The sequence below is a fragment of the Corynebacterium sp. HMSC034A01 genome (assembly GCF_001838175.1).
In the GTDB taxonomy this organism is placed as follows: Bacteria; Actinomycetota; Actinomycetes; order Mycobacteriales; family Mycobacteriaceae; genus Corynebacterium.
In genome coordinates this window covers 146019-167582 of record NZ_KV835919.1, presented here as the reverse complement: position 1 = coordinate 167582, position 21564 = coordinate 146019, and the positions used below count along the sequence as shown (strand labels likewise).

Annotated in this window: 14 protein-coding genes and 1 pseudogene; 5 read left to right on the top strand and 10 right to left on the bottom strand. The window is 58.2% G+C overall.

The genetic code is table 11. The features are described from left to right. The first annotated feature begins 254 nt into the window (after positions 1-254). From HMPREF2791_RS11485 to HMPREF2791_RS00935, 3 genes are read left to right on the top strand one after another with little or no spacing between them, the layout of a single operon-like run. Positions 255-1313, top strand: a complete 1059-nt coding sequence (locus HMPREF2791_RS11485; RefSeq protein ID WP_246825281.1) for a DNA adenine methylase — start codon at positions 255-257, stop codon at positions 1311-1313. Then, positions 1297-2313, top strand: coding sequence for a ParB/RepB/Spo0J family partition protein (locus HMPREF2791_RS00940; RefSeq protein WP_083327841.1), 1017 nt, complete (start codon positions 1297-1299; stop codon positions 2311-2313). The genes HMPREF2791_RS11485 and HMPREF2791_RS00940 overlap by 17 nt, the downstream gene beginning before the upstream one ends. After that, positions 2300-3256 carry a PDDEXK family nuclease gene (locus tag HMPREF2791_RS00935; protein WP_246825280.1) on the top strand — a complete coding sequence of 319 codons (957 nt, stop codon included), beginning with the start codon at positions 2300-2302 and terminating at the stop codon, positions 3254-3256. The genes HMPREF2791_RS00940 and HMPREF2791_RS00935 overlap by 14 nt, the downstream gene beginning before the upstream one ends. 258 nt (positions 3257-3514) lie before the next feature. On the opposite strand, the pseudogene HMPREF2791_RS00930 reads toward HMPREF2791_RS00935, so the two are convergent. Together HMPREF2791_RS00930 and HMPREF2791_RS12360 are read right to left on the bottom strand one after the other, a co-directional pair. After that, positions 3515-3877 (bottom strand): annotated as a pseudogene (locus HMPREF2791_RS00930) (type II restriction endonuclease subunit M); the annotation flags it as partial. A 796-nt stretch (positions 3878-4673) separates the two neighbouring features. After that, positions 4674-4985 (bottom strand): Abi family protein, encoded by a 312-nt coding sequence (locus HMPREF2791_RS12360; protein ID WP_168168281.1) that lies wholly within the window; start codon positions 4983-4985, stop codon positions 4674-4676. 239 nt (positions 4986-5224) lie between these two features. Between HMPREF2791_RS12360 and HMPREF2791_RS00925 the strand changes: the two genes are divergently transcribed. After that, the gene (locus HMPREF2791_RS00925) at positions 5225-7645 is read left to right on the top strand and encodes a hypothetical protein (RefSeq protein WP_141764877.1); all 2421 of its coding nucleotides are present in this window, start codon (positions 5225-5227) and stop codon (positions 7643-7645) included. Then, on the top strand, positions 7642-8262 hold the full coding sequence (locus HMPREF2791_RS00920) for a 5' nucleotidase, NT5C type (RefSeq protein ID WP_070843849.1): 621 nt from the start codon (positions 7642-7644) through the stop codon (positions 8260-8262). The genes HMPREF2791_RS00925 and HMPREF2791_RS00920 overlap by 4 nt, the downstream gene beginning before the upstream one ends. Before the next feature lie 73 nt (positions 8263-8335). On the opposite strand, the gene HMPREF2791_RS00915 is transcribed toward HMPREF2791_RS00920, so the two are convergent. From HMPREF2791_RS00915 to HMPREF2791_RS00880, 8 genes are all read right to left on the bottom strand, one after another. Then, complete coding sequence (locus tag HMPREF2791_RS00915; protein ID WP_083327839.1) at positions 8336-10969, bottom strand: DEAD/DEAH box helicase family protein; 2634 nt, start codon at positions 10967-10969, stop codon at positions 8336-8338. Further along, a complete protein-coding gene (locus tag HMPREF2791_RS00910) occupies positions 10966-12909 on the bottom strand; it encodes a DNA methyltransferase (protein ID WP_168168280.1) in 1944 nt (647 codons plus the stop codon). The genes HMPREF2791_RS00915 and HMPREF2791_RS00910 overlap by 4 nt, the downstream gene beginning before the upstream one ends. Before the next feature lie 127 nt (positions 12910-13036). Further along, a complete protein-coding gene (locus tag HMPREF2791_RS00905) occupies positions 13037-13261 on the bottom strand; it encodes an antitoxin HicB (RefSeq protein ID WP_070843847.1) in 225 nt (74 codons plus the stop codon). Continuing rightward, a complete protein-coding gene (locus tag HMPREF2791_RS00900; RefSeq protein WP_070843846.1) occupies positions 13254-14420 on the bottom strand; it encodes a DUF3322 domain-containing protein in 1167 nt (388 codons plus the stop codon). Before HMPREF2791_RS00900 ends, HMPREF2791_RS00905 begins: the two co-directional genes overlap by 8 nt. Then, complete coding sequence (locus tag HMPREF2791_RS00895) at positions 14407-17694, bottom strand: ATP-binding protein (protein WP_070843845.1); 3288 nt, start codon at positions 17692-17694, stop codon at positions 14407-14409. Before HMPREF2791_RS00895 ends, HMPREF2791_RS00900 begins: the two co-directional genes overlap by 14 nt. Then, positions 17691-18290, bottom strand: coding sequence for a DUF4194 domain-containing protein (locus HMPREF2791_RS00890; RefSeq protein ID WP_070843844.1), 600 nt, complete (start codon positions 18288-18290; stop codon positions 17691-17693). The genes HMPREF2791_RS00895 and HMPREF2791_RS00890 overlap by 4 nt, the downstream gene beginning before the upstream one ends. Next, a complete protein-coding gene (locus tag HMPREF2791_RS00885; RefSeq protein WP_070843843.1) occupies positions 18287-19753 on the bottom strand; it encodes a DUF3375 domain-containing protein in 1467 nt (488 codons plus the stop codon). Before HMPREF2791_RS00885 ends, HMPREF2791_RS00890 begins: the two co-directional genes overlap by 4 nt. A gap of 351 nt (positions 19754-20104) precedes the next feature. Next, positions 20105-21544, bottom strand: coding sequence for a DUF5129 domain-containing protein (locus HMPREF2791_RS00880; RefSeq protein WP_070843842.1), 1440 nt, complete (start codon positions 21542-21544; stop codon positions 20105-20107). Positions 21545-21564 lie beyond the last annotated feature (20 nt).

Below are 21564 nucleotides of genomic sequence, written 5' to 3'. Positions count from 1 at the left end.
CACAACATCGACTCTATCGTCGTTTAGAGCATCGACGTCGCCGGTGGGAACTTCTCAATGAACTAGCATATGACCCGATACGAAATCATGGAGCATTAGGGAGCTATTTCATGGTTGTGCGATATATGGGCACAAAGCGCCATATGGCTGACCCTGTCCGAGAAACGATCATTAGTCTTACCGGTGAGAGTCGAGCGGTAGATCTATTTTCGGGAATGGGGAGCGTTGCTGAGAGTCTTTGTGATGGAGTTTCAGTGGTAACCAACGACGCGCTTAGTTTCTCAGCATGTATTTCCCGAGCGCGTTTCACTGCTCTCGAGCGATCAGCGGATTCTGTATCCACCGCTGCCCGTTTGAAACCAGCGTACGAATCTCGCTTGCGCGAGCTAGAACTGAAATACTCTGATCAACTGGCAGTAGAGAACTCCGCACTCTCGGAAGATGAAAATGCACTCGGAAACTACATGGCGCAGGCGCAGCATGTGGGGAACTCGACGAAACATAGGCAAGCCGCCCGACACGCAGCAGAAGCGAGCGGAAGCCAGCACTACGAACTAGCAACGTTATATTTTTCCGCTGGCTACCTGAGCCTTAGACAGGCAATGGAGTTAGATGCGATTCGCTCAGCCATCGATTCCGATGACTGCCCCTGCGATCGTGATTGGCTGTTAGGAGCGTGGCTCTCCGCCACCTCCGCAGTAATCAATGCGCCAGGCCACACAGCTCAATTTCTTAAACCAAATTCCAGGCCATCTCATGCTCGTATTGTTCGTTTTTGGAAACGCTCTATATGGGACGAATTCGGCGATGCCTTATTACGAGTTAACCTCGTTGGTTCGAGAAGATGGAGATCTGGGAATGTCGCACTATTGGGTGATGCCCTCGACCTAGTGCGATCTGGTCAGCTTCATAATGCCGGGGTCATATACGCCGATCCTCCTTACACAAAAGACCAGTACAGTCGCTACTACCATGTCTACGAGACACTGTACAAGTACGATTTCCCGGACTCTAGCGGAGCGGGCCGCAATCGCTCGGATCGCTTTACAACTGGATTCTGCTTGAAAGGAAAAGTAGTGGCGTCGTTCCATGAACTATGCCGGAGCGTTGCCAGGATGCGAGTACCTCTCGTCATCAGCTACCCTGCTGATGGCCTTCTTACGCAGTGGGACCTTTCTCCGGCTGATGTCGCGCGAGAATATTTTAACGACATTCATACCCTCTCATTTCCTGCGAATCATTCAACTATGGGCGGGTCTAATGGCAAATCCAAGAAGCAAGCAACGGAGAACCTTTATGTCTGCACCTTCTGACGAAATCAATCCGCAGCTCGATGACGCGCAACGCACCGACAATTTGAGCAAAGGTGCCGATCTTCGAGAACTAAATATCGATGACGTTCTGCCGAATGATGCAAACCCGAGGCTGGACTTTCCCCAGAGCGAACTCGACCGCTTGGCGACATCCATTGATCAAGAAGGCGTCCTCGTCCCAATCGTTGTTTATCCCAAGGGCGAAAAGTACGTTCTGGTAGATGGTGAACGGCGCTATCGCTGCTCCCTCGAGCTAGGAAACGAAACAATACCTGCTGTTGTGACAGAAGAGCGAAGCGAGCGCGAAATCTTGCAGCAGATGTTTAACATCCATTTGATTCGCGAACCGTGGCGTGACATCCCCACCGCTAAGGCTTTGCAACGCTTAGCGGATGAAATCGAAAAATCGGAAGGACGCGCTGCGGATGAGACCGAATTACGCGACCTTACTGGTCTCTCGCTGGACAGAGTGCGTCAACTTATGTACGTAATGACCTTGCCTGATGAGTGGCAAGATCACATCCGAAACGGCCAGATTCCGCTCAACTTCTTTTGGGAACTTAAAAAGAATGTCATTGACGCTTTGAAGAATAATCGGCCAAATCTTCTAACCGAGTACGGTGAATCCAACATCAGCGAAGCTTTCGTTAAAAAGCGCCTGGACCAGGTAATCACCGACACAGTGAGCCTTCGCAAAGTTTCTCCAATTATCAAATTTGCTGGCCAAGATGCAAAAGTAAACGACCTAGATGAGTCTGCATTCGATGCTACGATTCGCAATCTAATCGACCAACCAGACTCCACGATCGAGGACGCCTACGAAGAGACGGTTCAGACCCTCGTAGAGGTGGACAAACTGTCCCGGCGGACAGCTTCAATGGTTGCAGCATTCGATAGGCTTCTCTCAAACACGACTGACCAAGAGGACCGCGACACTATTAATCGTCTTGGTCGTGACCTGATCGCCAAACTTTCTGCGCTGCTTGATGCCGATGAATAGCTCACAAGGGAAAGATGCAGGGGGCTGCCCAACTGAATCCTTCTACGGAAAACCAGTCGATGCTAAGGACGTTGCAGCGACCCTCAAGGAAATTCTTGACTCGGAGAATCCGAAGGGCTGGCGGAAAGCGGAAGTAGTCAAGCTTGGAAAATTCAATTGGCGCCCCTCTGCGCTATCGGCCGACGGAAGGAACGTTCTTTATGTCTTTCTTGACACACAGCTGCCACTTCATACTCAGCGTCGATTGAAAGAAGCGAAGGAAAACGGGTTCAGTATAACAATAGCGCTTACTGTCGCAGCTCTTTATAAACCGGAATTAGTATCATTCCTAGTCAGTCTCGACTCAGATGTCTTAGTGGTCGATGACTTATCAAGTGAACTTCGGTTCAAGCCACGCAGCGTGTTGGTCACGTTGGCTGAGGTAGGAGTTCCCCTTAGCCCCGAGCATAGACGCAATGTAGGGGAGTTGGCTTGGGCGAATATTGACACTGGAACTCCACAGGAACGAGGACAGCGCCTCGAAGGGTTACTTGCCTTCCTATTCGCACAAGTGCGAGACCTCAAGTTGGTTTCTAGAAATTACAGGACTGAAACCGAAGAAATTGACCTAGTGCTTCAAGTTGATAACTTTAGCCCTCGCGTGTGGCTGAAATCAGGCACACCTTTTATCTTAGTAGAGGCTAAGAATCGAGCCGAAAAGGCTTCTCAACAGGTAGTTTCGGTCTTGCTCACCAAATTGCAGACAAATCGTGGAAGTTCTCGAATTGCTTTTCTTGTGTCGCTCAGCGGGTTCACTGAGAGCGCTATGCTTCAAGAGCTCCGTTTCTCAAGTCAGGACTCCTGTGTAGTCATGATTGATCGACTTGGCATTGAGGAGCTAATAAGAGCAGAAGATCTCGACGCGACTCTGGAAAAAAAGGTTGTGGACGCATTGTTGAGGTAAGCCGCAGGTAGACATAGCGCCGTGGACCGCTTCAGAGATAAGGTCCGTAGTGGGATGTTTTGGATCAAACCCAACCGGCTACCGGCTCACTAGGCTTGTCCCGTGTCGCGGTTCTCAGCGAGTCTCTTTCCAGCTGCGCCTGAAAATCGGTTGTATAATCCGTTTTCAATGGGTCGGTGTTTCTACAATTGAGGGTCCTTTCTCCTCTGACTTTTCATTGCACCTAAGCCTCCTTTCCGCTCTGAGAGAATCATCTCCAAACCGCGCGTACGCCTTCCGCATATCCGCCTCCCGATCCAACTGCCTAAACGGATACTCAAAGACGTACTCCACACCCGACTGCGGATGCACCCACGTCCGATCCGCCACCGACAACTCCTCACCATCACGCAACTTCGCCTGCAACTTCATCACATCCTTCGGCACCTCCCGACCATTCGCATCAAACCGATCCTCCTGGTCATATCGCCGCATCACCGGAAACTGCGTCCGATAAATCATGCACAACTCATCCGCCGTCACACCCAACGACAACGCCACAATCGCATCAATCTCCACCTGCGCGGCCCGACGCTCCTCATCCTTACGCATAGGCGGCGTATCGACGTCCCAAGGTTTCCCACGACCTCCTGCTATCCCGCAGCCCAGAGGTCGAGAGATCGCCAATCCGATGGGAACCCCATTGCACTCTCCTTAGTTTTGGTATCTCCGCGAAGCGATCAAACACTTCAACGGCTCGGCTATTCCACACGTTGAGCGAGTCCAAGGATGATAACGAGTAGCCCAGCAACGCGACTAAGGGATAAATCTTGTTTGACTGAGCTTACTTCAGATGATGCACCTCAGAGCCAATTGCACTCTCACCAGGAATGCGCGGCTTCGTCACCATCACTCGATTCCAGACCCTCGAATACCGTGTGTTGTGTGGCCGCATCTAGTAACACCGTGGTGGGCATCGAGTAACGGGTTGGTGAGCATCCAGTAACAGTCCGGAACAGTGTTCTGGTGACGCGCCCCTCAGTGCGCCGACATTGTCAGAGACGCCCGTTGTGATCGACTGCCGGGCGACCTCAATTCTTGTGCTAAGAGGAGAGGCTGGACTCTTCGCCAAATCTGCTCGAGCCAGCAGCGTTCGCACTTCCCCGTTCCAAAATGCCAGTGAAGCTCTCGCAGCACAAAACACCACGCTCTGCATGTAGAGTCGTGGTGTAGTTGATCACGAGGCCGGTTGCGCACGGCCAATACTCAGTTGCTACCCGGTCCCTCCTTTCGGGCCGGGCCGCGGTTCCGCTGCTACGTGCTGCTTCGCCAGCTCGTAGCTCAGCACGTCGAATCCGGCTGAGCGGACAGCTAGGAGGACCAATGGGATACGTTTAAGGCGCACTGGCCCGGCTGTTACTCGGTACCCACCCGAGCGTTACTCGAAACCCACCACACCGTTACTAAATACGTGGTCTAAACATACCGTGCCTTGAGTTACTCCATAGTTTCGAGCAATCGTATTCTTGGTCGCTACCGGCAAGAACTTGAAAAGATGAGTAACGCTGCCAAAGTCGATGATTTCCATAACGATCCAGACGGGTAACGCTTCCCCGTACCGTGCCTTGTGGTGCTTCATAAAGTCTTCACCAGAAGACCGTTCTAGCTGGCCGCGATATTTTGAAAACCAGAGCTGGTGTGCACCTAGGTCGCTATCACGTGGTCGTGTACCGCATTCGCGCGAGGTCAGCCTTCCTTAGCTCCCAGTCATCATTATCCAGGCCACGGTCTGCGGATAGCTGAAACTGTTGGTCGAGAGTCGGGTGAGGTTTGCTGTATTTCATCCGATTTACCCCCGGCTCGAAAAGAAAACCACGCCGCCACGGCATTCGCCGCAGAGGACGTGGTGTGCGTAGAGCACAATGTACGTGCTCCGTCAGTGCATTCGCTTACAGGCAGCGCAGCCTCCCGCACTCTAAACTTCACCGCATGTCGCACAGCCCGAGCCCCGCAAACCCAGGCGTGACAGCAACCGCGCCTCCAGTGTCCGAGCAAATCACCCTTGCTCAGCTCATTCAGGATCAGGCCGAGAAGACTGTGACGCAGGTGCTCCCGTTGGAGGTGAACCGCACGGTCACCGCCGGCTGGGCCGAAGAAGATGCTGCTTTGGCCAAGCTCTCATCTCTGCCCAGAGATTCACGGTCCGGGGGATTTCACCCCATCCCAGAACCGGACGACCAGCTTGCGGCCGCGGTGCTCCCGATGATCTCGGACTGGCAGTGGATGCGCCGCCGAGTCGACTCCCTCCAGCTCATTGCCAACGGGCAGACCCGCCGCCGCCTCAGCTTCGACTTCGAGCTGCCGCATGAAGAAGCTCTTCGCTATGGCAAAGGCAGCGACCAGGTCATGGTCCCCCTGACGTTCCTGCGCAAGGGCATGCTGATCAACCTCGACCTGGAGTTCAACGGCGAATCCACCTCCTCAATGCAGATGAGCCGTAACGGGCACCTACCGTTTCAAGCGCTGAGATTGCTTGCCGACGAGCTCTCGCTATCTCAGCGCCTCCTCGAGGTCCTCGACGTCCCCTGGACCGAACGCCAGGCGGATCTGCTGATTAGGCAGGGCATCCTGGACATCATCTACGACCTGCGCTGCCACCCATCGGCGGAGTTCGAGGATCTGGTCTACCCGGTGCAAGAAGGTCACCGCCACCAGCTCTTCGCTGCACTCGCGCTCGCAGCGTCGCACCAACGCAGCAAACCCGACCCCCATCTGACCGTGGCGGATATCGACCTCTCGTTCTGGGTACTAGAAGCGGGCCAGCTGATCCCGGGCGGCAAGGTGGTTGTAGACGGGACCAACCTCGAAGAGAGGAGCGTCCTCGATTCTTCGTTGCCGGTGCAGTGCCTGGCCCTCGCCATCCTTCATGCGTTGTCCATGAGCTCTGGCTACGCGGACAAAGAACACGCACTCCGTTGCCTCGAGATCATGTGCTGCCTGCTGTCGACCATGAGCATCTCGTATCTGTTCTCCGTCGTTGTCGATGCGGATGCTGTTTGGACGGGTACGGGAAACAACGTGGTTCCCCGCCGCGCGTTAGCAAAACTCACCTGCGATGCCGAGCAATCCAGCTTCAATGACCCGGAGGAGGCGGAGAAAGAGTTCCTAAGCAACCCCAACCTCAAGGAGTCGACCGAACACGAGCAGGTCAACGAGAAGGAGAAGAACAACCGGAAGATCCGGCGGGTCAGCGATGAACTAGAACGCCTCACGGAACGCTCAAACGTTCGTCTCCGCCCGAAGAGGATCATCCCGTACACGTCCGGACCGGAGGACTGGGCTGGATCAATGAACCTCGCGTACTCCACCCTCACCGCGTCGAGTACGCATTTGGAGATCCAGCCTCCCGAAGGCGCCAATCTGATCGCCATGTACGGCCTAGTCACCCACGAAGATGACCTGGAAGGCGAGTTCTCGGTGCCCGAGGCCCGCGGCTACCTCGAACCCGGCACACCATCCTGTAAGCGGTTGATTGTGCCTGGGGGAGGGGAGAGCGGAGCCGTCGATAAGCAGATGCTCGATCGCTTCCGCCACAGGATGGGGAAGCGGCATCTGCACGGCACGTCGCGCCCCTCGCAGTCGCGGGTGCACGTGTACAACCCGTCGCCTGAGCGGTCCCTGGAATGGCTGCGAGTGTGGTTCGCGCCGACCCTGGGGGCATCGCCGTTGGCTGCGGCATGGCTGATGCTCCTTTCGTCTGCAGCAGCCTGCCTCATGTTCGCAGACCGGGTGTTGTGGAGCGGTGTGCTGGATCTGGGCAATCTTCTGGACATCAACGCCATCGCGTTACCGCTCCTGCTTGCGCTGTTCGGTTTTATGTGGTTCACCACCGGCACCCACCGGCTCGCCCGCGAGATCCATGCCACGGCCAAACTTCATGTGGTCTGGAGCGCCGTGGTCTCCATGCTGGTCTTTCTTCTCCCCCTAGTGGCGATGCTGCTGGATGAGAGCAATGGGCCACCGAAGTGCCGTCCGGGACGCCCTCAGCATGTTTATCCGCCTTACGACATCATCATCGGGTTCCTGCTGGTGGTCATCCTCGTCCATGCGGTGTTGGTGCTGATCTGGGTGCACAAGTACGAACGCTTCTGCAACCACGATTACGAGAACAAGGAGTACATCATTCGCAGTGTGCTTCTCGACGGCACGCTCCAGCGCGAAGCTATCTCGGTTATGGAAACCGGCGCATGGGATGTGGAGTATCTGACCGACCGGTACTGCTGGTTCTACGCAGGCAAATTCGATATTCGCGACTACTTGCGAGATTTGCAGGCGACTGCGTCGGAGGTGGCAGCTAAAGTGCCTAAACCAGATAATGAACCGGATTGCGGGCAGAAGGAAGCACCATGATTGAGCTTCAGGATAACCAGAGAACCTTCCGCGGCCGAGCCATCGTTGGCTTGGACCTCGACGGGGTGTGTGCCGATTACACCAATGGCATCCGCGCTGTGGTCGCCGAGCGGCGCGGTGTCGATCCAGCGACGCTCCCGGACCCCGAGGTCTACTCCCTGCACCGCGCGGGTTGGGGCTTCGACACCGTCGAAGGTTTCCTAGGGCACCACAAAGCGGCAGTGGCGCAGGGCCTTTACCGCGATCTCGAACCCATCCCTGGGGCACCTGAAGCGATGCGCAAGATCGCGGCCGCTGGCGCGCATATCCGCGTGGTGACACACCGGCTGATCTTCGGCGGGTCTCACGCAAAGGTGGTGTCAGACACCGCAGCCTGGCTGGACCGCATGAACATTCCGTACATGTCCCTCTGCTTCACGGGCCTGAAGGACTCGGTTGGTGCGCACGTGTACATCGACGACGCACCCGAGAACGTTGACAGCCTGCGCGAGATGAACATCCCCACTTTCGTCTACGACCAGCCGTATAACCAAGACGTCGCGGGCCCCCGGATCACCAACTGGGAGACTGGTGCCGAACAAATAATCGACTTCCTGCGTGGGACAGGACAGATTTAGGAATGATGCTCTCCGTGTCCCGACGGAGAGTCTTGGGCTAGCACCTAACAACCATATTTAGCCATCTCTCTGATCACCTGTGTTGAAGGCTCCTTCGAGATGCATTAGAAGCTATCTCACGAAACGCTTCCTCTACCTTAGATGCCTGAGTTGAGTCAGCATGGGAATAAAGAGGGACACCGAAAATACGGTAATCACGACTGTCTACGTAAGTTTTCACGAGACGCGCTTCAGACTCAATTTTCTCGAGAAATTGTCCTTTCCACGCATCTTGCTCGAGCAAATGCTGGCCTTTGGGTTCGACGTATATCTGCTCTTGGCTAAAGTCTTCTCCGTTACTCTTACGCAGGAATAATAGAAAATCTGGCTCGAAACGTTCGCCAGTTTCAAATTCGTAGATTGCAAGCTCGGCGAAGCGCTCGTTTCGGACCAAAAAGACTTCTTGGTACTCTTCCTGTAGAGATTCCATAATGCCACTCAAGTAGCGAACAAAATGCTTTTCTTCGGTGGTGCCGTAGTTATCGTTAAACACGTACCAATCCTCGGCTTCCAAATCCAAAAATAGGTTGGCATCAGAAACCTCGCGCTGCGAAATGCCTAATCCATCCTGATGGCGTTCCTTCAGGTTGAGCGTCTTATCTCTCAGAACCTCTCTAATCGGCTGGGCGACGAACTCCCGGCTACCCTCATATTGGGCATTAGAGGAATCGAGATATTTAGCCACACCCTCCAGTACTTGGCGGATACCTTGGCGCAGATCGCGTGCACAGATTGCATAACCGTCGGGGATTCGGATGTGAACTTTAGCGGCGCCCAAATAACTATCCCCAACAAGAAACTCTCGAATTCCAGCCAAATCCGGAAAGAACTCCTTTAGCTTCGCGAAGCGCAAGTTCGTGAACTCGTCCAGGGTGCCAATTAGCAGGTTCAACGGAATTTCATCGAATCTAAAAGTATGGGGCTTCATATGGCTGCTTATCCCAGCATCAGTTTTAGACGTAAGCAGATCCACGACCCGAGAATCGCCACTGAAGGGGGTGACAGTTGCCTCTTCGATTCGCAACCGGTGGGGTAGTGCGGCTGTCTTACTGCGTCTCTCAATTCGCCGATTGCTGAAGACAAGGCCATTATGCCAAAAGTCTGTTTTTTTGAACTCATCCTTCAAACGGTAAGTAACAGTAAAGAGGTCGGGATTGATCAACCCATTGGTGGTGAGAGTACGGCGCAGATCGCTGATGTACTCCGAGTCCTCGATCGAGTGGAAATACATCGTTTCAAGGACACGAAACGGATTTTCAATATCCCCATCATATTTTCGTTTGCCAGCTTCTTGCCCCTCTTCAACCACAAATGGGTTGTACCGTGCGGCGCGCCCGATCAACTGTGCTTCTCGAGTTGTAAACGACTTACCTCTCTTGGTCTGCGAGAGCCTGACAATGTCGTAAAGATTGAGAACATCCCAGCCTTCGTTCAATTTATCCACAGCGAACACTAGCCGGTAAGGGTTGGACTCATCTTCCAAAGTGTTGACTGCAATTTGAACGGACGCGTCTTCCGTCGCTGTCTTAGAATCGATAGCCAATGTACGGTCAACATCAAACGCAAGTCTCAGCTTCAGGACGAGGCTTTCGAGGGACTTATCTTGGGACTTAAAGTATTCGACTGCTGTACTGAAGATCCCAGATCCGCCGTCTAAAGCCAGAATCTCTCGAGGGGTGACAGAAGACAGTCGCTCGAAAAATTCCTCTCGGAACTCATGCGAAGCATTGATTGTATCCGCCTTTACCATCACAATAGGCTTGAGGAAGAGGCGCGCATCAGCTGCCAAGGATCGCCGATACTCGCTCAAAACGAGCGCCATGAGCACTCGCTGCCAAGGTGTCGCACCTGACTGAAAATTTTGGAATTCTTTGGTGCGACCGGACTCCCTAAACTCCGCGAGAGTAAAATTGTAGACGATTTTATCGCGGTACTTAGCCAGAACGTTGTCGTCCTTCAGGTTAGCGGTAGCGGTAAATTCCAGAAGGGCGTTTTGTGAGTTCTGAGCAAATGCCTGCTGAACCGAATACTCCCAAGAACGCTCATTCTCAGTTTCGTCCTTCGATGCGTTCTTAGTCATTGTGTTGACGTGATGGGCTTCGTCCGCAAGGATCGCAACTTTGTGATCGGCAAAATCGTCAAGCGATAGCCCGTTCTCTTTGGGAAGCGCCAGAGCACTGTGGAACCCGCTAACTGTATCGAAGCATATGTTGATTGCTTCTTCGTCAACAATCGCGAAGTTTCTAACCTCTTGAATCGGAACTTTTCTGCCATCAATAATGACCGAGTGGGCGAAAAGGTACTTACTCGCAGACGAATCAAGGAAGTTCAGTCGGGTCTTCTCGACGATAGCTTTCCGGTCTACGAGGAATATAAAACGGCGGTACCCCATGGTGTACAGCTGGAGAATGAGCGCCGCCATTATCACGGTCTTTCCTGATCCAGTTGCCATGTGGAAGAGCGTATGGAGTTGCTTATTCTTCCTCAGCGAAGGCGACCCGACATAGGTTAGGAAGTTCTTTATCGCGGCCTCCTGGTAATCTCTAAGAATCACACCGCTCGCTAGATTCAAATTGATATGACTGGGAAGCTCGGTAACAGAGGCACCATGTTGAACAAGCGTGTCGAGTTCCTCATAGAGAAAGCGTGAAGAACGAGCAGCCATCATTGAGCCTCCGATCCAAAGAAACTTCTAGTAAAAGCTTTGTCTTCATCTAACAATGCGTATTCAGGGTCATCGATCTCCAGATAGGGAATGTACAGTCGATTTTTGTTGACGACTTCCGCTACGATCCTCTGTTGATCACCGAAGGGCAGTTCCTCAAAGTCTCCAAGATTCTGTTGAAGACTGGAAGGCAGTACTTCTGGGCGGAGAAGCCCACGTTGGACCAATTGATCAAGAACGCTTAAGAGCTCATCAGTTGTCTGGGACTCTTGAATCTCCTGCATGGCCTTTTGATTGAGCTCGGCCATTTCGCAGTACACAAACTCGCCTCCGCCCTGCCAATTGACTTCACCGGATATCCCCGTGGTCTCACCAGCGATCACCTGTTGCAATCGATCGACAGCAAGCGTCTCGATGTAATCCATCTGCTCAACACCGACATAGCGCCGCCCCATTTTATGGGCGACGGCAGCGGTGGTTCCAGAGCCCAAGTGGTAATCCAACACCTTCTGTCCCGGCACTGTGAACAGTTCAATTAGAAAGGCAATGAGCTTCTCGGGCTTCTTTCCTTTCCGGAAGCTGACGCCCCCCTCGCCAGCAACATTGTTGAATTCATCTACAAAATTCTGGAAATTTGCATAGGGCGTTTCAGTCGTCGAAGACGACTGTGGCATTCCTTGAAAATAGGTCCCGTTCTTATTTCCCTTTTTTGGGGTCATGAAGTACCGATATCCCCGTCCATCATCTCCAATTCCGGGAACTCGGATCAACGTCGTTGGCTCCATGCTGCCAGCCTGAGGTTCAATGTGTGCTACATAGAATCTTCCCGAGGAATTTCCTTCGCGAAGGCTACCTCGGATACTGATGGATTTAAGCGCAGACGCATTCGGCTCGACCTTTTCAAGCCGCCATTCATTGGGCTGAAAAATTGTTACTTCCTTGCCACCAACCATTTCTTTTTGGCCCTCCCCAAAGATTTCCACCTCTAAACCGTATTCTCCCGGGTCTTTGGGTGTCACTTTTTTCGGCATCTTGCGGTTGGGACTCTTTGAATAAAGAAGTACCATTTCCATCACGTCGTTAAAGGACTTATCGCCCGTGAGACTTCGGTCAGGGTGGCGAACCAAAACGTGCATAGACATCAGATGATGAATTCCAGCCACCTGATCGAGGAGGACTTGTAGGTACGCACCCTGGTGGAAACTAATTTGGATAGCAAGCACACCATTTTCAGACATCAGGGGGACTGCCTGCTCAACACGATTTTTCATGAATGTCAGCCAAGTCGATCTTGAAAAGCGATCGTTGTAGCGAAAGGAATCGTCACCAGTGTTGTAGGGGGGGTCAATGTAAATTAGCTCAAATCCATTCTCGTAATTTGCTTTGAGAGTGGTTAAAGCTTGCAAATTATTTCCCCGAAGAATCAGATTGTCTCTATCCGGGTCGAAACTCTTCGCTGGGATTGCACCGTCTTTCGAGTAGCGAATTGCTCTCTTCAGCGCTTTTGGCTCCAATAGCGCCGTAATTTGGTCTGGTGCCAAGGTTTCGTTGTAGAATATTTCTTTACGCTCAGCTTCTTCATGCGTCATCCCCCCTTCCAGGATGCAATCGGCAAACGGCCATACGAGGGAAACATCGTTACTCGAGCTGACAAATCGTCCATTCGAATCGGCGAGACCAACTTTGTTTCTAAATCTTGTGTAACTGTCAGGGAGAAATTCTTTGGATTCAACCGCCCATATGAACTTCTGCTTGTCGAACACTTCAATCCCATCCACATGGGTGAAGAAATTGGCCTTCAATTCCGGTGCTGACATGAGCACTTGAATTAACTTCGCATCCATAGAGAGGGCGGCGTTGACGACCGCAGACCTCAACAAGTTTCCATTTTCATCAATAAATCGGCTGTCGTTAGCTAAAGCAGTTTTCAATGCCTCGATCATGACCCCATGCATCCTCTCGATTCAGAGCTACTAGGGGGTGATCTTAGCTAATCCGATAATGCAGCTCAGCGGTTACGATCGTTTACTTTTCAGACCTCGTTGACAAAGTCGACTGCCCGTAAGGCTCTCAAGGCGCTACGCGCTGACCGAACGGCTGGGGGATAGGTTCACCGGTTTGCTGCATGTCTGCGATTACCTCGGCGACAAGCTTCCGTAGTCCAGCACTTGACCGCTGGGCGTCCTCATCGAGCCAGCTCAAGGACGGGAACTCGGCAACGGTGGACACGTACTCACCGTCCTCTTCAGACCAGAAGGTTTGGTAGGTGTATTTATCCGACAAGCGTTCAGTCATCGTCTACTCCTGCGTCGGCAATGGTACCGCCCACGGTACCACCCCACACCGCCGCGAACTCCGGCATCGCCAACGCCCACTCCAACGACACGCGCTCCTGCTCCAGGCGCTTCGCACCGGAGGCGACCAGGAACCGGCGGGCGCGTTCCTCGTCGTCGGTGAGGTGGGGGAGCACCCGGGTCGTGTCGCCGGGGTCGGCCACCGCGAGATGCAGGAAACGCTGCACCGTGTCCACGTCCATGGCCACGCTAACCACGGGAACCAAAGAACCCTCGCCAGTCAGCCGCGACCGCAGCGCGTTGAGGATGGCGTAGCCGTCCGCATCCGCGTCACCCCAGTACAGGACCCGGCGCGCCGCGCGCACCCACGGCAGCTCTGGCAGCGCGCCGGCGGTGTACCCGGAGCCCCACACCAGGACCGCGCCCGAACCCTCGGGAGCTTGGGGGAGGGCCAAGAACGTCTCTTTGTTCTCCACCACGATCACCAACAAACCGTCCGGCAAATCCAATGACCCGAACGGCACGGCCACATCGAGCAACCCCGCAGCGGGCGCAAGCGAGCCATCTAAGAATCGCACGCGCATCATCCGGTCGCCCTCGGCAAGACCCAGGTCAGCCACCTCGAGCAGGCGCTGTAGCAACCTCCGGTGGGCGGCGATCCACTTCGTGTCCAGGCCTTCGATGGGCACGGCGCGGGCGCGCAAACCGGAGGATGGTTTCACGTGAAACCATCGCAGAGCGAGGCACAGGCGGGTGAAGTCATCATCCTCCAACGCCAGCCACGACGACCACAAGTGCGCCGCCCGCTCCCGGAACTCCGGCCACTCCGGGAACACCCCAACCAACACCGCGAACCGCTCGCGGGCCAGCGCAACCTCCCCGGCGCGGCCGGCCACCTCCGCGATACGGTCCCACCCGCTCAACGTCACACGCACGGGCACGTCCTGTTTGCCCAGACCCGCCCAGGACCGGGTGACCCACTCCACCTCCTCGGCTGGCTCCCATGCCTGCCAGGCGCGGACGAAATCGCGGGCGGCGGCTTCGTCGGCAAGCACCTGCGCGCGTGTTGGGGGATGCAGGGGAACGGAGGTGGCCGAAGGTTCGTCGAGAAGCAAAAGCTCCATGTTGAACTTGACGGGCAGCTGGTCAGGCAGACGCATGGGTATCAATGAACTCGAAGGTGGAACGCGCGACGGGGTCCTCGGTGTAGTGGACCACGATGGTGCCGTCGACGTAAGGGGAGAGAGTCTTGATCAGCTTCATCGGCGTGGCCAGCACCATATGGAAACCGAAGCTTTCAAACACGTCCATCGCGGTGCGGGTGAACACGGGGTCGGCGCGGTCGAAAGCCTCGTCGAGCACCACGGTGGCGTAGCGGGGCACGTCCGCGTCCACGCCCGCAAGGCGGTAACGCAGCGCCGCGGCGAGGCAGAAGAACACAAGCTTCTGCGCCTGGCCGCCTGACAACGACGCGGAATCCACGTGGGTGTTGTGCACAGTGCCCTCGGCGTCCACCTCGTTGCCCACGAACTTCACGTGGCGGCGGGTGTCCAGCACGACGGTGCGCCAGCTGCGGTCGGCGCGCTCGGAGGAGCCGAGGCGGTCCATGATCTTGGCCAGGCGGTGGTAGCGCTCGATGGCGGTCTTCTCGTCCGCCTCGCTCAGGCTGCCGGCGGTCGCCTCGCGTAGGTCCTGCAGGAAGTCGCGCACGACGCGGTCGCGGTTGTCGCGGACCTCAATCTGCAGGTAGCGCCCCTCGGTGTAGGGGGAGCGGCGCAGCGACGCGTTGATGGGGCCCAGGTTGGTCTCAATGTCGCCCTTCGCGCGCTGCAGCTCCTTGTAAATCGTGTTCAGGTGCATCACGGACTGGCCGTTGAGCAGGTCCAGGAAGCGGCCGCGGAACTCCGGCAGGCGGTCCGAGCGCAGCATCTCCAGCCGCGCGATGGCCTCGCCGGCGAAATCGGCCGTGGCCTGCAGTTCCGCGGACTCCGCGGACCACTGGGACTTGTAGTTGGACAGGATGTTCACAACGGCGTTGCTGGACTCCGTGATCGTCTTCGCCGCCTGCTTCGCCTGCGCGTCCAGCTGCGCGGTGACCTTGAAGGCGCTGTCGCTCAAATTCTCCGGGGTCAGGCGGCGCGTGGTGGCCGCCAGCATCGCCTCCAATTCTGCCGCCAGCGCCGGGTCCACCTCCACGTGCTCCAATTCGATCCGCTTCAGCCGCGCCTGGTCGTCCTGCAGCGCCCGCTTGGCCACGGCGAGCTCGTCGCGCACGCCGCGCAACTCCTGCTCGGTTGCCTTCAGCGTGTCGGAGGCCTCACGCCACGCCCGCTCAAGCTCCTTGGCTTCGGGGGAGGAGGTGAGCCGCTCAAGCTCAGCGCGCAGCCCCGCCAACTGCTCCTCGACGCTCGCGGTGTCCACGCTGGCCCACTCCATGCCGGCAATATCCCGAGCCTTAGCAACGTCGCTGGCCAGCGCCTCCTGCTTGCGCTGTGCCTCCGCCAGACGGTTGCCCGCCGCCGTCGTTGCGCGTTTCGCCTTCGCAAGCTCCGCGCGGAGTGCTTCCACCTTTGCGTGGTTGGAGGAGCCGAGGCGGTAGTTGCGCCGCTCGCCCAGGCGCAGCCGGTCGTTCTTCACGTACCTGGCGGAGCCGGTCCTATCGGCCGGGTTGCGCTCCAAGCCGTCGATGGTGGCCGCGCGCTGGGTCTGCCTCTCCAGCTCGTCCACGGTGCGCACCAGGGCGTAGTCGAAGGTGGTGGCCAGCATGCGCATCAGCCACGGGCGCATCGGGTGCTCCACCACGCGCACCTTGTGAAACAGGCTCTGCGGGTTCCTCGGCCCGCGCGGGACTTCCACGCCCTCGGGCACGGTGCGGTACTCCAGCCGCATCCCCAGGTGCCGCCCGTTGACCCAACCGCTCACCTCGCGCTCACGCTCCGCCGGCACCAAAAGGGTCGCGGCAAACCCGCCGAGCAGGCGCTGGATCACGGGTTCCCATTCGGCGTGTTCGGGCAGCACGTCGATAAGCTCGCCCACGTACGGCAGCTCGCGCACCGTCAGCCCGGTATCCGCGCACAGCTGCGCGCGCACCTCCACGTAGCGCTGGTCAATGTTGGAGGAGCGGTTGCCTAACGACGCCAACTCCGCCTCCACCGCCGCCTCCGCGCCAGCACACCTCTCGTGTTCGCTTCGGGCCTTGAACCACTGTTCGCGCAGGCGCTCCTCCTGCTCCGGCGCGGCCGCCAGCTCCGCCGAGGCCTGGGCCTTCAGCTCCGCGAAGCGCTCGGTGTCCAGCGCACCGTCCAACTGCACCAGAGCCGCCAGTTCGCGCAGCTTCGCGCCCCGCGCAACAAGCTCGTGCTCCTCACGGGCGATGTTGCGCTCGATCTCACCCAGGCTCTGACCGGCCACCTGCTCCCGCTGCACCGCCGCGCGCTGCACCGCCTCCTGCTGCACTTCCTTCCTCGCAGAGAGGGATTGCGTCTGCACTTCGAGGGCGGCGAGTTGGGCGGAGCTGACGTCGATACGCTCGCTCAGCTGCTTCGCCTCAATCGCGCGCCGCACGTGCGGCAGGGCCGCGGAGAGCGCGGCGGTGTTCTCCTGCGTGGCCTGCGCATCCTTGAGCTTGGTGTTCAGCCCAGGCAGGGGAGCCAGCGTCTCAATCTGCTGGTGGACGTCCTCGAGCCGCTCGTACGCCTGGCGCAGGTCCTCGTGCGTGGCCACGGCATCTTCCGCGACCTGGAACGTGCCCGGTACGTCCAGCATGTAGTTGCGGAACAGCTCGTCCATGCTGGACAGGGACTTCGCGGACTGCGTGCGGTGCAGCAGCATCTGCGCTTCCTCGCTACCGATGCCCAGCTTGGAGCGGAAGCGGTTGGCAAACACGGAGTACTGCTCCGTGAACGTCACGCCAGCGGTCTTGTACTTCGCCTCCAGTTTGCGTTTGTCCAGGGAGTTCTGCAGCAACGGCACAAACCCGTCCACGTCCACCTCGCTGGGGAAAATGCCGTAGAGCGTTTTCACCTGCGCTTCCTGCTGCTGGCCCGCGTTCAAGCGGTAGATCGCCGCGAGCGTGAGCACCTCGCTGCCGGCGCGGTAGGTCAGCGCGACGATGCTGGCGGTCGCCCCGGAGCGCAAGTACTGGCTGCGGATCTCGCCGGTGGCCGGGTCCTCGCTGCGTCGCCAAGCGCCGCGGATGTAAGACACGCGGCTGCGCCCCTTGTCGCGGCCTGTTTCTTGCTGGGCCGCGGCGTTGAAACGCAGTTTCCCGGGAGGGACGAGCACGGCGGAAAACGCGTCGATAAGTGTGGACTTGCCCGAGCCGGACGCGCCGGTGATCAAAAACCCGCGCTGGCCGACGGGGATGTCGTAGTAGCCGTCGAACGTGCCCCAGTTGACCAGCTGCACGCGCGCCAGACGAAATTGTGCTGTCACTGCTTATCCCCTTCCTGGGCCAGGCGCAGGTACTCCTCGCGCAGCGCGTGCACCGTGTCCGCGTCGAAGATGTGACGCAGCACCGGGGAGACCTCCCAGCGGCCCTCGGTCTCCGTGTCGGTGAGCAGGCTGTACTTGCGGATGGTGTTCACCGCCGCGGTGAACCGCTTCTTAAACCCGGACTCGTCTCGGTTGTCCACCGCGCGGACGTAACTGATGGCGCCGTACAGCTCGTCTTCGCCCACCACGACGCGCTCGCCCGGCGTGGACATGCCCAGCTCGTGGCGCAGCTGCAGCAAAATCGCGGTTTGCAGGTGCGTCAGCGCCTCGGTGCGCAGCACCGGCGGCACCTTCACGTCCTCGTTGTCCGGGCGGACGTGGCGCGTGAACGCGATGCCGGCGTCCTCGTCCACCACCAGCTCCAAAAACACGTCGTGCAGCCGCGAGCGCAGCGCCTCAGTGTCCGTGGTGATGGCGTGCCACGTCTCCTTCTTCCGGTCCGCGGTGATCAGCGGGCCTTTCAGCAGGTCCACCAGGGCGCGCCGGGTTTCCTCGGACAGGGTGCCTGTGTCGCCCGTCCACAGCGGTTCCGTCATTGCATCTCCTTTACTGCTTCCGCGTCGAAGTGCCACCGCGGGACCGTCGCTAAGCGAATGCTGCCATCGTCCTCCTCGAAGCGCACCTCTTCGCTGCCGTCCTGCTGCACCCCGTGCTTGAGGGCCAGGTACACAAGGCCCACCACCGACCCCAAGCCCTGGGTGGCGGGGTGGCGCTCGAGCACCTTGCCTATCGACGCCCCTCCGGCCCGCCCAACCGTCTCACCCACCGCCGCAATCAGCTCCTCCAAATCGATCTCGCTTTCGCGCACCGCTTGGTAGAGCGCCTCCGCGTCGCCCTCTCCGGGTTCGAACGCCTCCACCTCGGTGGTGATGACCTCCGCGCCCGGGTCCGCGAGCTTGATCTGCGCCACCGAGGCGATCTGCATGCCGATGCGCTGCAAGGGCGTGTCCATCTTGTGCGTGGCTGAAAGCTCCTCGCGCTCCGCAGCGTCGGCGGCGAGCTTGCGGGTGTCGCGCAACAGCTCGATCATGCGACGGTCCTCGGCGAACTGCTCGCTGGCCACGTAGTTGCGCAAGTTGCGGGCCAGTCGCGTCATCATGCGGTTGACCTCGTAGCCGGCGTCCTCCATGTCGCGGAACAGGGTGCGGAACTGCGCGCGCTCTTCTGCCGTCATCGCCGCGTTGTCCGCGCGCTCGAGCACCTGCCCGATCCACGTGTCCAGCCACGCGCCGCGCTCCGGGTCCACCACCAGCGAGTAGAACGCGTTGAAGCTTCTGCCTGCGTCGGATTCGCCGATCAGGTCCACGCCGGCGAAGATCTCGTCCAGCACGTCGCCTCGCGAGCCCTCCGGGTCCAGCAGCTGGCGGCGCAGCTGCGAATTCAGCGTTTCCAGCTCGTGGCGCACGCGGGCGAAGTCGCCCGGGATCGCGCTCGCCTGGCCCAAGATGTCGCCCACCCGTTCGCGCACGGTCGCAGGGGAGGGCAGCTCGAACTCACCGCGCTCAACCTGCTCAATCTCCGCCTCGATGCGGGTGCGTTCGGCCTCGAGGTGCTTCAGGCGCGAATCGATGTCCGGGTCCGTGTCCCGCGCGAGCGCTTGCAGGGCATTGCTTATCGACGCCACCCGGCTCGCCGTCACCGCCGATCTCGGCGCACTGACCCTGTCCATCATGTGCAGGGCGGTGAGCGCCTGCTCGCTAGGCTCGAGCGTCTCGCCCGTCTCTTTGGTGCCGGACTTGCGCACGAGCCACCCGGCTTTGACCCAGTCGTTGCAGTACGCTTGCGGTGTTTTCGGGAGCTCGAAGGTGCCGCGCAGCACTGCAAAGTCGTCCGCCATGAGCTGGTAGAGCTGCTCCGCCGGCCTCGCCTCTGCGCCGCGTGGGAAGTGCTCCGCCACTACCGCCAGCAGCACCGGGGCGTTGTCCGCGTGCAACAGCCGGATCGCGGCCGACTGCTCCTTCTCACGCTTATACGTCAGCGCCCGGGCCTGGATGGTCATGCCGGCTATCTTCCCATAGCCCCCTCCCACCTGCACCGAGAAACTTTTTCGCGCTACATGTAGACACACTGGTGGCGATAGTCTATATTCGCTTTTGGGCCCCTCCGCCCACGGTCCATCCCCCCCCCGAGACCGGTTGAGCACTCACCCACCCCCCCATTTAGAGTGCGAGTAGGCGGAGGGGATTCCGCTATTCTTTGGCGTTTTAACCCGATGCCCCCACCAAAAAGAAGTGGCCCGCCACCTCGTGTTCTAGGTGGCGGGCCGCGCTTCGAATTTCTCCGCGTCTAAGTATAAGCACGGATTGATTAAAGGAAAGTTGAAATCCAAAAAGTGGGGCAAATCACTCTTTTAGAAGCGGGAGCTGCCACCCCCGGCGCTAAATCCCGAGGAAGACACGGAGCTGCTGCTCGAGGATGCCGCCTGATCCGCCTTCACGTTGGACTCGTGCCAGGCGTGCATGTGCACGTACGGGACGTACCCGCCGTACCAGAACCCGGATTCGTAGACCGCCGGCGCGGTGAGCTTCTCACGTTCCTTGACGTCGCTGAACTGCTTCTTCTTCACCTGGTCCAGGATCACGCGGTAATCGCCCAACACGCGCACGAAGTCGTCCACGAAGGTGGGGGAGGAGGGGTTGGCGTCCAGCGCCTCGATCCGCTGCATCAAATAGTCCAGCTCCTGGCGCAGCCCGGCATCCTTCACCTCGGTGCGGGCGCGCAGCATGTCCTCACGGATCGTGCTCAGGTCCGCCCGGCGCGTGGCCGGATCGCCGTGCTCAACGCCGAATAGGCGGTCGATGTTGTCCTCGGCGTTGGAGACGTGGTCCACGGACTCGGCGGCGTCCGCAAGCTGCTTGCGGTGCTTATACACGTCCTTGTCGTCGTCCATGTTGATCGAGCTCAGCCCCTGCGCGCCGTGGACCAGCTCGTTCATGCCCAGGAAGCGGTCGCGCACTTCGGCCCACTGGCGGCGCAGCGTCTCGTCCGCGAACGCCGAGGACAGCGAGTTCGCCCGCACATCCACCTCGTCCAGGCGGCCCGCGAGGCGGGTGTACTCGTGGGTGACAAGCTCGTAGTCCTCGCGGGCCTTCGCAATTGCCTTACGACGATTGCTCCGCACCGCCACCACACCCGCACCAACCGCGGTGGAAGCGCCGAACCCGCCCATGCCTGCGCCAATAATCGCCCCGCCTCGGTCGTTCTCTGCGTCGCTGAACTTCCTATCCGAGAGCCCATCCGCGTCCATGGCCAGGTTCGCCGTGCGGAACAGGCCGGAGGGAATGTTGCCTTCGTTCACGCCGGGTTTCATGGCATCCAGCAGGGATTCGCGATACGAGTCGTCGTCAAGCATGAGCTCTTGCGTGACATCGTCGCCGCCGTAGATGAACGCCTGGCGCGGATCCAGGCCGACGCCCACGATGAGCACGCCGTCGGCGGGGCGGCCGTTTTCACCCTTGGACTGGTCGATCAGCTCCGGGTATTGCGAGCGCAGCAGCTCCTCAACGTCGTCGAGGATGTTCTCGTGGTTGGTTTTGAACACCATGTAGTGGAAATCCGTGACCACGTCGGCCGCGTTGATGTTGGCGGTGTCGCGCTGGAGGCGCTGCTCGTCCTCGGGGGTGAGGACGTCCTGCGGGTCGTCGATAGTCGCGCTCGGCGCACCGGCTGCCTGGACGGTGAACTGGTCGCGCTCAGGGACGTCGATGGCGCTGTAGACGGCACCCGCGCCACCAAGGCCCACAAGTGTGGAAATACCGAGGACAGCAGCAATCTCTTTCATCTTTGGCATGTGTTCAGGGTAACCCCGTG

Excerpts from the sequence above, each read along its gene's own strand:
- HMPREF2791_RS00940 (WP_083327841.1), top strand. The coding sequence starts at position 1,297 with ATGTCTGCACCTTCTGACGAAATCAATCCGCAGCTCGATGACGCGCAA.
- HMPREF2791_RS00935 (WP_246825280.1), top strand. The coding sequence starts at position 2,300 with ATGCCGATGAATAGCTCACAAGGGAAAGATGCAGGGGGCTGCCCAACT.
- HMPREF2791_RS00925 (WP_141764877.1), top strand. The coding sequence starts at position 5,225 with ATGTCGCACAGCCCGAGCCCCGCAAACCCAGGCGTGACAGCAACCGCG.
- HMPREF2791_RS00920 (WP_070843849.1), top strand. The coding sequence starts at position 7,642 with ATGATTGAGCTTCAGGATAACCAGAGAACCTTCCGCGGCCGAGCCATC.
- HMPREF2791_RS00915 (WP_083327839.1), bottom strand. The coding sequence starts at position 10,969 with ATGATGGCTGCTCGTTCTTCACGCTTTCTCTATGAGGAACTCGACACG.
- HMPREF2791_RS00910 (WP_168168280.1), bottom strand. The coding sequence starts at position 12,909 with ATGATCGAGGCATTGAAAACTGCTTTAGCTAACGACAGCCGATTTATT.
- HMPREF2791_RS00905 (WP_070843847.1), bottom strand. The coding sequence starts at position 13,261 with ATGACTGAACGCTTGTCGGATAAATACACCTACCAAACCTTCTGGTCT.
- HMPREF2791_RS00900 (WP_070843846.1), bottom strand. The coding sequence starts at position 14,420 with ATGCGTCTGCCTGACCAGCTGCCCGTCAAGTTCAACATGGAGCTTTTG.
- HMPREF2791_RS00890 (WP_070843844.1), bottom strand. The coding sequence starts at position 18,290 with ATGACGGAACCGCTGTGGACGGGCGACACAGGCACCCTGTCCGAGGAA.
- HMPREF2791_RS00885 (WP_070843843.1), bottom strand. The coding sequence starts at position 19,753 with ATGACCATCCAGGCCCGGGCGCTGACGTATAAGCGTGAGAAGGAGCAG.
- HMPREF2791_RS00880 (WP_070843842.1), bottom strand. The coding sequence starts at position 21,544 with ATGCCAAAGATGAAAGAGATTGCTGCTGTCCTCGGTATTTCCACACTT.